A 13,610-nucleotide genomic window follows, 5' to 3' on the forward strand; every position below is an offset into this window, starting at 1 on the left:
TTAAGTATATTTGCACACCTGAAAAAAATGCCCAGGTGGCGGAATTGGTAGACGCGCTGGACTCAAAATCCAGTGGTAGCAATATCGTGCGGGTTCGATTCCCGCCCTGGGTACATGCAAATCGCAACATGTTTATTTATAAACAGTTGCGATTTTTTTTATATAATATACCTATTTGATTTCTTTAACTTTTACCTAAACCTTTTTAGCAAACCCGAGCTTTACCGCCTGGTTTTTACTATTTTTTCGATCTCACTGATTTTTATCGAATTTCTTTAAAATTAGCTAATTTTATTTTTTATTACTCCCGTTGCAACAGCAATATCTTTGGTTAATTTAGCTAAGGGTCTTTTAGTAAATTCTTTTTCATCATAAAAATTGCCATAAGCTAATTGATAGGCCTCTTCTAAGGTCAGATGAATATCGGGAAATGCTTGCTGTAAGGTTTCTATATATTTATCATTAAATATACATCTTTTCTTTATAATCTCTTGTACAATATCTCTGTGTTCATTAGCTATTTTATTATATTCAAAAACTTTGATATTTCCCTTTACTTTTTCTTGTAAACGTTGATCTTCATTTTCCTCATTTATCTTAGTGAAAACCTTTATTTCGTCAGTTTTCCCGATAGCACCCAAATAGGTTTCCGGTTTGTAATCATATTTAATTAATTGGTGCTTAGGATTGGATTCATAGGGTGACAAATATTTTTCATAAGAAAAATCAACAGTTCCTTTGCAGTCTCTATTGCAAACACTGCATGAAGGAATCAAATTAAAAAAATTTAATGCTAATAAAGGATGTTTACTTTTGGGCAAGAAATGATCAAGTTCGGGCCTGGTTATTTTTTTTACCCCTTTAGATAAGGTAAACGTATATTGGCGATTGCAATAGCAACATACTTGTATTCCTAGTTTTTTAGTCAGTTGATAGGGGCCCCATTCCTTCTCCGGTGTAATTTTCTGAAACCAGTTTTCATAATCAAAAATCTTATTTAGCAAGATTTTATAATTCCTATATTTTTCTTCATATTTTTTATATAGAACGATGTCTTCTTCATTTGAACTTAAATCCAAACCTAAAATTCGACGACAATTAGTATGTAAATCATTAAGTATCTTTAAAACCTTCTTGAAATCTTTAAGTTCTTCACGGAATAAGGATTTATTTTTTAATTTTTTATATTTTTTATCAACACTTTTATTGTCTTTAAAGATTACTTTAATAAAAGAATCATATTGTGAATGATGCAACCTAATTTTTTTTATATTATTCTCAACATCATCGTCTTCTATTTTTCCTTGATGGATTAAATGTATCGTTTCAAATAAATTTTTATAAAAATCAACTCTTTTTTTAACTTCTTCAGAAATAAATGCAATGTGTTGATCTCTGGCAGTTAACAAATCAGATTCTGAAATACATTCTCGTATACTAATCATGAGTTTTGTTTTTAAGATTTTTAAGATAATTTAGTCTTTCTTCCAATTCATGTATTTCATTTTCTATGGATGGCCCAAAAACTTCATTATACATTTTAATGAGCTTACTTTGGATTATATGTTCGTCAACCATACTGATTAATTTTCTAATCCTTAGTTGTTCTTCGTCTGAAATGTCAATGTGTTGATTATTGTTTTTATTTTCAATCATCTTATTCAAAACATGGATCATTTCTTCAATTTTCTTTTTAGCAAAATCTCCCACTAATCCATCTTCTAAAAAAAAGGAATCTGCCAATAAATTTGAAATATTAGCGCCAAAAGTTTTTCTTTTGTTTGTTAATACTTTTGTATAATTTTCACCTTTTCCCAAAAAAAGTATATTTTGATGAGGTATATCTGAAAGAGTTAAAGAGTCATGGGTGGTAAAAATGATTTGAAGCTTTTTATTAACAAAAATTAATGGTAGAACCTCCAAAAGCATGTTAATGTATTTCTTTTTCCACAAAGGGTGAAAGCATACATCTGCTTCATCCAGTAAAATTAAATATTCGTCTATATTATTCAATTTGTCCCTCTTTTTTTCAATATGATAAATTTGTTCATTGAAAATTGAAAATTGTTCGTACATCAATTTTTCACCACTGCTTAACTCTCTATCTGTAGAAAAATTAAATAAAGGCTCATCAGTAACTTTAAAATGTTTTTTAAATTCTTTGGTAAAATCCTGATATGCATCTATAATTTCTAATGTATTTAAATTACTAGCGTTGAAGTTGAAATAGTAATCGTGACGAATATCAAATTCATTTGATTTTTCTAATGTTGATAACAAAACATCAATTAATTTTTTTATTTCTTGTACAGGTAATTGAAATTCTATATTATTAACTTTGATATAGGCATTATCTAAATACCAAAAAAAAGCATCTTTAAGACCATAAATTTTTTTAGTTTTTAAATATTCCACGGTTTTACCTCCTCTTATAAAACCTTCACGTATGTATATGTTACCCGTTTCCTCAAAAATTAAATGTATTCTCTTTATTACAGCCTTTATAATATTTTCTTTTAATAAATGTTTTTCAAATGACTTTCTTACATAAAGCTTTTTTTCATAAAACTCTTTTTCACTATTAATTGAATTATATTTTCTCTCAAATATTCTTTCTTCTTCTTTTCGTTTTCTTTCTCTATCGTCTTTAAAATATTGAAAAAAAGGCTTAAATGTATCCGGTATATTATAATAATCTTTATTGGAATGATTTATTTTTATTTTTATATTATTTATCGTAGGCAGTCCCAGTTCTAATAATTTAGTATATACTTTTTTGTTTTTAATTAACCTAAAAATTCTTTCTAACATTGCATTATTATGAATTTTCAAGAACCTTGAAAATTCCGGGTCAGCATACTCACTATCTTTTTTTAATATTGAATATTTTGAAAGTGTTAGAACATTTTGGAGGGGTGAGCTGGTATTCGGATTATCATCATATCCAAGAATTGAATTATAATAAAATATTAATTTGGAATTATGGGGTATTTTTTTACCATCCGTTCCTATAAATTGGCAGTTACCATCTCTTATGGCTTTTAGCAAAGTGGATTTACCCGCACCGTTATTTCCTACAATAGCGGATACCGATTGAATATTTTCTCCCCAAAAATTTGAAATGTACTTAGGCTCTTTTTTTGAACCGGATGAATTTTTATTTTCAATATAATTTAAATCTGTATCCATCGCCTCGTTAACCAGATTTAGTTTTAACTCCTCATGATCAGAGCCGAAAATATAAGGCAAGGTCCCTTTAGGGATATGTATTTTAGAAATCATAATAAATTAGTTTTTTCAGATAATAAAGTTAAAAATTTGTCTTGATTGAAATAAATTTTTTTAATCTTTATTTTTTTATTTATCTGCCATATATTTTACATTCTAAATTCCTTAAAACTTTTTTATATCTATAAACAGTTTTACTTAATGTTTCGATTATTTTTAGGGATTATATACATATATCGTAAATTTTGTATCCGTTAAGTTCCTATACGTTCTATACTTATTAACAACGAAGGTATACCTCGGAAACAATAGGTATAACTTATCCTCCGGGCATACCCTCTTCCCCTAATTAGTTTCCGATGGCTATTTCATTACTTTTTAACTACTTAACTGTAATTTTTAGATTTTCATACTCATCCAAAAAAATAAGAGAACTTTAATAATAAAGCCTCTTATTGTTTTTAATGATTAAAAATTTTGTGTAAACTAAGTTTTTCTCTAAACTATTTTAATTAAAAAATCTTTTTTAGGGTGTCTAACTTTTGGATAATTAACTAACCAATCATTCTCTTCATCTCGGTAACCCAAAGGAAGCATAACAACACTTCTTAAACCCAGTTCCCGTAATTGTAAAAGTTCGTCTAAAGCCTGATTATCGAATCCCTCCATCGGAGTAGTATCAACTTTTAATTCTGCAGCAGCAGCAATCGATAATCCAAAAGCTATGTACGCTTGACGTGCTGCATGCTCAAAATTATTTTCAGCAGCTGAATTCAGATATACTCCTTTAATACGATCCGTATAGCTCTGATAAGCATCAGACGGCTGATTGCGTTCTCTTGTTATATGTCCGTAAATGGTATCGATTCTTTCTTCTGTATAATTATCCCAAGCAGCAAAAACTAAAATATGTGAACAATCTTCCACTTGTTTTTGGTCCTTAGACAGGGAAACCATCTTTTGCTTTAATTTCTGATTAGTAATTTCTATAACCTTAAACGGTTGTAATCCGGAAGAAGTGGGAGCTAGCCAAGCTGCTTCAATGATTTGATCTACCAACGATTGTTCAACTTTTTTTGAGGCATCGAATTTTTTTGTTGCATACCTCCATTTAAGTGAGTCTATTAATTCCATATAATTAATTTTAATATATTATTTTGATTCTGATTTATCCTTGCATTTATTCTTACATTTTGCCGTAACAATAGATAATAACTTATAAAATTCTTTCTGAAGTTCTGATAACTCATTTTCCTCCATATCCAATTCCGTCTTAAGAGTGTGAGGAATTATCCATGCTTCTTCTTTCATTTTCCTCCCTTGATCTGAAAGATGAATCAACATATGCCTTTCATCTCTAGTAGAACGACATCTTTTTATAAGTCCGTTTTCCTCCATTCTTTTAAGCAATGGAGTTAAGGTTCCGCTATCTAACCACAACATTTCTCCTATATCTCTCACGCATATTTCTTCATTTTCCCATAAAACTAACATCACTAAATACTGAGGATAGGTTACCCCTAATTTTTCTAAATGTGGCCTATAAAGCGTTGTAATCAGTCGGGACAACGCATAGATGGGAAAACATAATTGATCTTTTAATTGTAAACTTTCCATACCGTTTTTAGATTGAGTAAAATTAAATTGTACACAATTAATATGCAAGTTTTTTAGTTTATTTTATTAATAAATTTATTTTCAAGAGTTCTTACTTGGTTTAATTATATACTATTTCATTTTTATAAAATTTATACCTCCCAAAAAACTAATTTATTATAAACTTATAATGGTTCGCATGATTTAAAATGTTCTCCATGCAGTAAATGTTGTAATTTAATATGAGTTTCTATATACTATTTGTACCTTTGCACAAATCCTAATCGTATAAAGACTTAAAAAATTTAATCAATTAAATGATTGAGTTAAAAAATATTACTAAAACATTCGAACATAAAGGCAAAAAAAACATAGCCCTTTCCAATATTTCTCTTTCGGTTTCCGAAGGAAAAATAGTTGGTGTTATTGGTGAATCCGGTGCAGGAAAAAGCACACTGATAAGATGTGTTAATCTACTGGAAAGGCCTAATTCAGGAGAGGTTTGGATTGATGGTCAAAATTTGATGGAATTATCTCCTTCCAAATTAACCTCTGCCCGTAGAAATATAGGAATGATTTTTCAGCATTTTAATCTTCTTTCCTCCCGAACTGTATTTGATAACATTGCTTTTCCCTTGGAATTAAATCATACTCCCAAGACTAAAATAAAAAATAGAGTTTATGAATTGGTTGAACTGGTAGGACTTACGGATAAATTAGACAGTTATCCGGCGAACCTTTCCGGAGGACAAAAACAGAGAGTTGCTATTGCCAGAACGTTAGCCAACAACCCTAAAGTTTTATTATCCGACGAAGCAACCAGTGCCTTAGATCCCTCCACTACTCGCTCCATTTTATCTTTACTCAAAGATTTAAATAAAGAGTTGGGAATCACTATTTTATTGATTACTCATGAAATGGATGTGGTAAAACAAATTTGTGATGATATAGCTGTCATGAACGGTGGAAAACTAATTGAGCAAGGAAGTGTTTCTGAAATTTTTTCAAATCCTAAAACGGAATTAGCTCAGCGTTTTATATCTTCATCTTTACATTTAGAAATACCGGTAGATTATCAAAAACGCATTACCCATATGCCGGAAGAAGGAAAACATCCTTTACTAAAACTACAGATATCTGGTAATACGGTAGATGAACCGGTATTATCCGAAATTTCCAGATTATTTGATATTAACAACAATATTATAAGTGCTCAAATGGATTATGCGGGGGGCGTTAAATTCGGGGTCATGCTAACGGAAATTATCGGTACGATTTCTAAAGAAATGGCTGCCATTGAGTATTTAAAAAGTAAAAACATTAAAGTAACTTTATTAGGATATGTCTAATTCAATTATTGATCTCTTAGCAAAAGGAACTTGGGAAACCATAGTCATGACTTTTGTCTCCGGCTTTTTCGGTTATTTGATAGGATTGCCTGTCGGAATCCTTCTATTTATCACTCGCAAAGGTCAATTTAAAGAAAGTCTTGTTTTCAATCAAACGGTTTCTACCTTAGTAAATATATTCCGCGCCATTCCTTTTATTATTTTAATTGTTTGGATGATTCCTTTTACGCGGATGATTGTAGGAACTTCCATAGGAGTACCTGCAGCCTTAGTTCCTCTAAGTTTGGGAATTGCCCCGTTTATCGCCAGAATGGTTGAAAACAGCCTGCTGGAAGTACCTAACGGTTTAGTTGAAGCTTCTAAAGCTATGGGAGCAACTCCTTTTCAAATTATTAAAAAAGTATTGCTACCCGAAGCATTGCCTTCATTAATTAATTGCGCTACCATTTCATTAATTACTTTAGTCGGTTATTCGGCTATGGGAGGAACTGTTGGAGCCGGTGGATTGGGAAAAATTGGATATCAAGAAGGATACGTAAACAAGAATATGGAAATTATGAATTTTGTTTTATTATTATTAGTTTTACTTGTTTTTGCGATCCAATTTGTCGGAGATTATCTTTCAAAAAAAGTGGATCATCGTTAAAAATTTAAAAAAAGTCTAAAATAATATGATAATGAGAAAACTAATAGTATTTACCTTACTTGCTTCTGTTTTTTTTCTAAGTTCTTGCAAAAAAGATCGGGCAAATAATCCTAATTTTATTAAGGTTGGAGTTGAATCGGGGCCGGAGTTTGTGGTTGCTCAAACCGCTCAAAAAGTTGCTAAAGAAAAATACGGGCTAGATGTTGAATTGGTAGAATTCAATGATTATATTTTACCGAATACGGCACTTAATGATGGGGATATTGATATTAATATTATTCAACATAAACCATTTTTGGATAATATTATCAAACAAAGAGGATATAAACTTGCCATAGTAGGAAATACTTTTATTTATCCATTGGCCGGATATTCTAAAAAAATAAAATCGCTTGATCAATTACAACCCGGCAGTACGATAGGAATTCCAAATGATGCCACTAACAGAGGAAGAGCATTATTGCTTCTTCAAAAAGAAGGATTAATCAAATTAAAAGACCCTAAAAGCCTTATTTCCAGCGCTTCTGATATAATTGAAAATCCTAAAAATTTAAAGATAGTCGATATGGATCCTGCTATTTTAACTGAAATTCTAAATGATGATAAAGTAGCTGTTGCCATTATCAATAATACATTTGCAGCCAAAGACGGTTTTACATTAAAAGATGGTCTTTTCGTTGAAGACAAAGATTCCCCTTATATGAATGTAATCGTTTCAAGAGAAGATAATAAAGATGCTGAAAATGTAAAAACATTTGTTAAAGCTTATCAATCGGATGAAGTTGCAGAAACTACCGATCGAGAATTCAAGGGAGGAGCTGTTAAAGGCTGGTAATTCATCCTTTTTTAATCAATCAAATTTTAATGAAGATTTTTAGATGGATTAAATGGATTTTTATTGGTTTATGGGTACTTTCTATTGTAATGGTTTTTGTATACAAATGGTTGCCTGTTCCATACACTGAACTTATGTTAAAAAGATTTTTTGTGAATGGCTCAACCATTGAAAAAAGATGGATTCCGATAGAACGTATGAATAATTCCATAAAACTTGCGGTAATTTCCAGTGAAGATCAAAATTTTTTTAAACACGGCGGATTTGATTTTAAAGAGATTCAAAAAATAATAGAAAAACAAGGATCTCCCAAAAGAGGAGGAAGCACCATTTCACAACAAACCGCAAAAAATGTTTTTTTATGGGAGGGTAGAAATTATGTCAGAAAGGGTCTGGAAGTATATTTCACTTCTCTCATTGAGTGGATTTGGGGTAAAAAAAGAATATTGGAAGTATATTTAAATGTTATAGAATTCGGTGACGGAATTTATGGCATAGAAGCCGCTTCTCAACATTATTTTCACAAATCGGCTTCTCAGCTTACAAAAAGTGAGGCTGCAACTTTAGCCGCTCTTTTACCCAATCCTCGTGAATATGGAAAAAAAATTAATGGAAAGTTCATTCAAAAAAGAAAACTATGGATCATGCGACAAATGTCTAATTTACAAGGCTCTGTAAATTTTCTGTAGTATATATAAATTAAAAAAAACTAAAAATGCTTAAAAAGATTCTCTTCTTCTGCTTACTTTCTCAACTCTGTTTTTCTCAACAGGCTTTAGAAAAAGTATACAGCTCATCCGTTAACGGTATACAATTATTCAATCCCGATACGAATGATGAAACTCCTTTTATATCCATGAACAAAGGTATGTTTGTGCTTACTTTTGATCTGTTAGATAAAGGCTACGAAAAAATTTACTATACTATTAAGCATTACGACAGAAATTGGAATGAAGACCATCTTTTTGAATCAGAATATATCGACGGATATACCTTACCTCAACTATACGATTATCAACCTTCCTTTAATACGAGACAAAATTACACTCATTATACCTTAGAATTTCCAAATAAAGACATGCAACCTAAGGTATCCGGAAATTATCTTCTAACTGTTTTTACTGATAACCACAAACCTTTATTCAGTAAGAGAATTGCGTTTTACGACGATTTTGCTCATATTAATGTTGGATATGAGAGGTATTCTACATCTAAAAACCCGAACATAACACAGCGAGTAAAAGCACAAGCTGTCATTTCGGGAATAAATTCAATCTCCACCCGACAACTTTCTTTATGTTTACTTCAAAATAACAATTGGCAAACTGCGATCTATAATATAGAACCACAGTTTGTAAACGGTAATTCTTTCACTTTCGGACAACTTACCAATGCTTTTGAAGGAGGTAATGAATTTTATACTTTCGATACCAAAAATATTTCCATCCCCGGTTACGGAGTTTTTAAATCGGAAGAAAATAATCCACTTTATCTTACCTATTTATATTCCATTGCTCCTTATCCGCTTGACTATGCCTATAATCCTGATGTCAATGGTGCTTATTATTTCAGGAGATTTGATCTTAACCAGGAAAGGGATGCCCGAACTGAAGGCGATTATACTCCGGTAACTTTTTCTTTGGAACTTAAACAGCCTTTAGAAAATAAAGATTTGTATGTTGTAGGATTATTCAATAATTATGAACTTTCCGATTCTAATCGGATGATTTACGATGAAAATCAAGGTTTATACGTAAAAACAATGCTATTAAAACAAGGGTATTATAATTACACTATTGCAACCGTTGATAAAAAAAACAACCATTTTAGCATTTCAGAAATTCCCGGTTCATTTTGGCAAACAGAAAACCTATATCAAGGTTTGTTATATTATACTCCTTTTGGTGGCACTTATGATGCACTTATAGGCTACGGAGAAATTAGAGCCAACAGATTATAATTCTTATCTAGTTATACGGTATTTAAAATTTGAATAAAAATGATTAAAATACCCTTATATTTCTATAGGTTTACTATTTTTGTTACATATTAAAATGAAATAGAATCAAATTTATGTATATCCTTTTTAAAAACATACACCATTATGTAGGTATGATTACCCTTGTTTTTGTATTATTACTTACTGTTGTATCGTTTATTTATTATTTACAGGAAAGACCTGTCAGTGGTCAGGTGAAAAGAATCTCTCTTATAACTTTGATATTCACACATACACAGATACTCCTTGGAATACTATTATTTTTCAGCTCTCCTATCTTTCAAAATGCCGGCATGAAAGATATTATGGGAATTGCTGCAATACGAAGAAATTATATAGAACATCCTTTCTCTATGGTTTTGGTTGGAGTTTTAATTACTATTGTAAATGCAAAAATTAAAAAAGCACCTAAAATTTCAGTTTGGACGCTTCTTATGTCTGTCGTCTCACTTGCTTTAGTACTCGGAATGATTCCTAGAGCATTTTGGAACAGTTTATTACCCTAAAAGATAAATAATTAAAAATCATTAAAGTATATATTTATGAAAATTGCAATTGTTGGAGTAAGCGGAGCTGTTGGGCAAGAGCTTCTCAAAGTTTTAGACCAAAGAAATTTTCCTTTAACTGAATTAATACTTTTCGGATCCAAGAGAAGTGCAGGACAAGTTTATAAATTTAAGGACAAGGAATATACAGTCAAGGAACTTCAACATAATGACGATTTTAAAGGGGTAGATATTGCTTTAGTTTCTGCAGGAGGAGGTACTTCGTTAAATTTTGCGGAAACCATCACTAAATATGGTGCGATCATGATTGATAATTCATCTGCGTTTAGAATGGATGATGATGTACCTTTAGTAGTACCGGAAGTAAATGCGGAAGATGCATTGAATACTCCCAAAAATATTATTGCAAATCCCAATTGTACAACCATTCAAATGGTGGTATCTTTAAAACCAATTGAACAATTATCACATATAAAAAGGGTGCATGTTTCTTCATATCAATCAGCATCCGGAGCGGGTGCTTCTGCAATGAAAGAATTGATTGAACAAGCAAAACAATCAACTGCCGGAGAGGAGGTTCTAGTTGAAAAATTTGCTCATCAATTGGCTTTTAATTTGATCCCTCATATTGATGTGTTTACTGAAAACGGATATACTAAAGAAGAAATGAAAATGTATAATGAAACTCGTAAAATTATGCATTCCGATATACAGGTATCTGCTACCTGCGTTCGTGTTCCTGTTATGCGCGCACATTCTGAAAGCATATGGGTGGAAACTGAGGACGAATTAACTGTTGAACAAGTTAGAAACGCTTTTGAAAAATTCAATGGGATAATTGTTGAAGATATTCCTTCAGAAAAAAAATATCCTATGCCTTTATTCTTATCAGGAAGAGACGAAGTATTTGTTGGAAGAATAAGAAAAGACCTTACCAATCCTAAAGGTATTGCTTTCTGGAGTGTAAGTGATCAGATACGTAAAGGGGCCGCTTTAAATGCTGTTCAAATTGCAGAATATTTGATTAAACATAAAAAAAGATAAATCGCAATCTATACCATATATGATAAAGTGTATCCGATTTAATCCAATCAGATACACTTTTTTAGTTTATACGAAATAAAAACTACAAGTTTTGTAACTTTGCTTTTATGAGTGCCTTAAAAACTTTAAATCCATATTTTTTAAAACACAAAAAACTCCTTCTGTATGGAGTTGTATTTATTATACTTTCCAATTTTTTAACTATTTACCCTGTAAAATTTATTGGAAAGGCCATTAATATTATTGCTCAATCTCTTACCCATTCAAATTCACTAGATAAAAAGCAATTAATGAAGCAGCTTCTTCTTTATGGAGGAATTATCGTACTGGCTCCAATTACTTCCGGAATCATGAAGTTTTATATGAGGCAAACCATAATCGTTGCTTCCAGAAGAATCGAATTTGAACTTAAAAATAATATATATAAACATTATCAAACGCTTTCTTTCAGTTTTTATAAAAAATCTAAAATAGGAGACCTTATGAATCGCATCAGCGAAGATGTGGTAAATGTCCGTCAATATTTAGGACCCGGAATTATGTATAGCGCCAACTTATTTATAATGCTTATATTGATTCTCGGATATATGCTGGCTTCTGATCCGGTGATGACTTTTTATGCTATTCTACCCTTGCCGTTTCTTTCTTATTTTATATACAACCAAAGTACCATTATTAATAAGAAAACTAAAATTGTACAAGGCAAACAATCGGAACTTTCTTCATTTGTTCAAGACTCTTTTTCCGGGATAAGAGTTATTAAATCGTTCACTAAAGAAGACTATATCATATCAAAATATATAAATCAATCGAATCAATATAGAAATGAATCCCTTTCTCTTTCTACTACAGAAGCCATTTTTTCTCCTTTAATGGTTTTAATCATCGGATTAAGCAACTTATTTATACTCTATATTGGGGGCCAAAGATATATAGACGGTAAAATAAACGTCGGGACTATTACAGATTTTTTTCTTTACCTTAATGTTTTAATATGGCCATTTACAGCTTTAGGATGGGTTATATCTATGGTCCGAAGAGCTGAAGCCTCCATGGAAAGAATTAATGATTTCTTGAACGTTAAAGAAGAGATTAAAAATACCAACTTTAATGTTTATCCTATAAAGGGTAAAATCAGATTTGAAAATGTTTCTTACACCTATCCGAATACAGGAATACAAGCTCTTAACCGTGTATCTTTTGAAATACAACCCGGAGAAACGATTGTGTTTATGGGAAAGACCGGATCGGGAAAAACAACTATTGCTCTGTTATTGGAACGTCTTATTGAGCCGGATTCAGGAGCAATTTATATTGATGATGAACCTTTGTCCCAACATAATTTAAATGTAATTCGAGATAAAATCGGGTACGTACCTCAGGAAAGTTTTCTTTTTTCGGATACCATTTTTAATAACATTTCTTACGGGGTTGAAAATGCGACATTGGAACAAGTTGAAAAATATGCTAAAAAAGCAGAAATTCATTCCAATATCATGGAATTTAAAGATAAGTATCAAACGGAAGTAGGTGAACGGGGGGTAACCCTATCGGGAGGTCAAAAACAGCGTATATCGATTTCAAGAGCATTGATTAAAGATCCTACCATATTTTTATTTGATGACAGTTTATCTGCCGTTGATACTGAAACAGAAGAAAAAATATTATCTAATATTGAAAATGACATTGATATTAAAACAACAGTGATTATTACTCACCGCGTCTCATCCGCTAAACATTCAGATAAAATTATTGTGCTGGATCAAGGACAAATAAATGAGATAGGAACTCATGCAGATCTTATTTTAAATCAAGGTTTTTATTCTGAACTTTATAAAAAACAAATTACGCAAAAACTATCATAAAAACAATTGTAATATTAAGAGTATTTTTTATATTTTTGCTCTGTTTAAACAAAAAAAATTAAATTTTATTATCCCTTAAAAGATATAATTTAAGGCAATAAAAAACAAAACACATATATGATGAATGATTTTGAAAATGTAGAGAAGAAAGAAAATGAAATTTTCTCTAAAGTATTAAGAGCAGGAAAAAGAACTTATTTTTTCGATGTAAGAGAAACCAAAGCAGGTGATTACTATCTAACAATTACTGAGAGCAAAAAGAATATTTCTGAAGAAGGCGCTTTAGGTTTCAAGAAATTTAAAATCTATTTATATAAAGAAGATTTTAAAAATTTCAAAGATATCTTTGAAGAAACTACTGCTTTCATTATTAAAGAAACCGGAGAAAAAGTTATTTCCGAAAGACATAGAGACGATTTCCATCTTCAATCCGAAGAAAATAAAGACAATGCAAATTCAGCAAATATTTCAAATTATACTAACGTTGAATTCGATGACATTTAGATAATATTTTTTAAAAATCTAAATTTATACGATATAAA

13 protein-coding genes and 1 tRNA gene are annotated in these 13,610 nt (G+C 30.8%); 10 read left to right on the forward strand and 4 right to left on the reverse strand.

What is annotated here, in order from left to right; all coding sequences use genetic code 11:
* Window positions 1-29: 29 nt before the first annotated feature.
* Window positions 30-113: transfer RNA gene (locus tag C4S75_RS03050), tRNA-Leu, on the forward strand.
* Window positions 114-281: 168 nt separating this feature from the next.
* Here C4S75_RS03050 and C4S75_RS03055 read toward each other — a convergent pair.
* From C4S75_RS03055 to C4S75_RS03070, 4 genes are all read right to left on the reverse strand, one after another.
* Window positions 282-1,445, reverse strand: a complete 1,164-nt coding sequence (locus C4S75_RS03055) for a hypothetical protein (RefSeq protein ID WP_105296852.1) — start codon at window positions 1,443-1,445, stop codon at window positions 282-284.
* A complete protein-coding gene (locus C4S75_RS03060; protein WP_105296853.1) occupies window positions 1,438-3,282 on the reverse strand; it encodes an AAA family ATPase in 1,845 nt (614 codons plus the stop codon). Before C4S75_RS03060 ends, C4S75_RS03055 begins: the two co-directional genes overlap by 8 nt.
* Before the next feature lie 444 nt (window positions 3,283-3,726).
* Window positions 3,727-4,362, reverse strand: a complete 636-nt coding sequence (locus tag C4S75_RS03065; protein WP_105296854.1) for an NAD(P)H-dependent oxidoreductase — start codon at window positions 4,360-4,362, stop codon at window positions 3,727-3,729.
* Between the two features lie 18 nt (window positions 4,363-4,380).
* Window positions 4,381-4,893 carry a MarR family winged helix-turn-helix transcriptional regulator gene (locus C4S75_RS03070; RefSeq protein WP_221404043.1) on the reverse strand — a complete coding sequence of 171 codons (513 nt, stop codon included), beginning with the start codon at window positions 4,891-4,893 and terminating at the stop codon, window positions 4,381-4,383.
* A gap of 248 nt (window positions 4,894-5,141) precedes the next feature.
* On the opposite strand from C4S75_RS03070, the gene metN reads away from it, so the two are divergent.
* The 9 genes from metN to C4S75_RS03115 all read left to right on the forward strand — a co-directional run bounded on the left by metN (window position 5,142) and on the right by C4S75_RS03115 (window position 13,572).
* Window positions 5,142-6,173 (forward strand): methionine ABC transporter ATP-binding protein MetN, encoded by a 1,032-nt coding sequence (gene metN / locus C4S75_RS03075; RefSeq protein WP_105296856.1) that lies wholly within the window; start codon window positions 5,142-5,144, stop codon window positions 6,171-6,173.
* Entirely contained in the window at window positions 6,166-6,819 is a 654-nt protein-coding gene (gene metI / locus C4S75_RS03080; protein WP_105296857.1) for a methionine ABC transporter permease MetI, read from the forward strand. Before metN ends, metI begins: the two co-directional genes overlap by 8 nt.
* 31 nt (window positions 6,820-6,850) lie before the next feature.
* Window positions 6,851-7,654 (forward strand): methionine ABC transporter substrate-binding lipoprotein MetQ, encoded by an 804-nt coding sequence (gene metQ / locus C4S75_RS03085; RefSeq protein ID WP_105296858.1) that lies wholly within the window; start codon window positions 6,851-6,853, stop codon window positions 7,652-7,654.
* A 29-nt stretch (window positions 7,655-7,683) separates the two neighbouring features.
* Window positions 7,684-8,343: a monofunctional biosynthetic peptidoglycan transglycosylase gene (mtgA, locus tag C4S75_RS03090; protein ID WP_105296859.1), complete on the forward strand. Its 660-nt coding sequence runs from the start codon at window positions 7,684-7,686 to the stop codon at window positions 8,341-8,343.
* Between the two features lie 26 nt (window positions 8,344-8,369).
* A complete protein-coding gene (locus C4S75_RS03095; RefSeq protein ID WP_105296860.1) occupies window positions 8,370-9,614 on the forward strand; it encodes a type IX secretion system plug protein domain-containing protein in 1,245 nt (414 codons plus the stop codon).
* A 113-nt stretch (window positions 9,615-9,727) separates the two neighbouring features.
* Window positions 9,728-10,159, forward strand: coding sequence for a hypothetical protein (locus C4S75_RS03100; RefSeq protein WP_105296861.1), 432 nt, complete (start codon window positions 9,728-9,730; stop codon window positions 10,157-10,159).
* Window positions 10,160-10,195: 36 nt separating this feature from the next.
* Window positions 10,196-11,203: an aspartate-semialdehyde dehydrogenase gene (locus C4S75_RS03105; RefSeq protein WP_105296862.1), complete on the forward strand. Its 1,008-nt coding sequence runs from the start codon at window positions 10,196-10,198 to the stop codon at window positions 11,201-11,203.
* 107 nt (window positions 11,204-11,310) lie between these two features.
* Window positions 11,311-13,068, forward strand: coding sequence for an ABC transporter ATP-binding protein (locus C4S75_RS03110; protein ID WP_105296863.1), 1,758 nt, complete (start codon window positions 11,311-11,313; stop codon window positions 13,066-13,068).
* 120 nt (window positions 13,069-13,188) lie between these two features.
* Window positions 13,189-13,572 carry a DUF3276 family protein gene (locus tag C4S75_RS03115; protein ID WP_105296864.1) on the forward strand — a complete coding sequence of 128 codons (384 nt, stop codon included), beginning with the start codon at window positions 13,189-13,191 and terminating at the stop codon, window positions 13,570-13,572.
* Window positions 13,573-13,610: the final 38 nt, after the last annotated feature.

Source organism: Apibacter sp. wkB309 (assembly GCF_002964915.1).
GTDB lineage: Bacteria > Bacteroidota > Bacteroidia > Flavobacteriales > Weeksellaceae > Apibacter.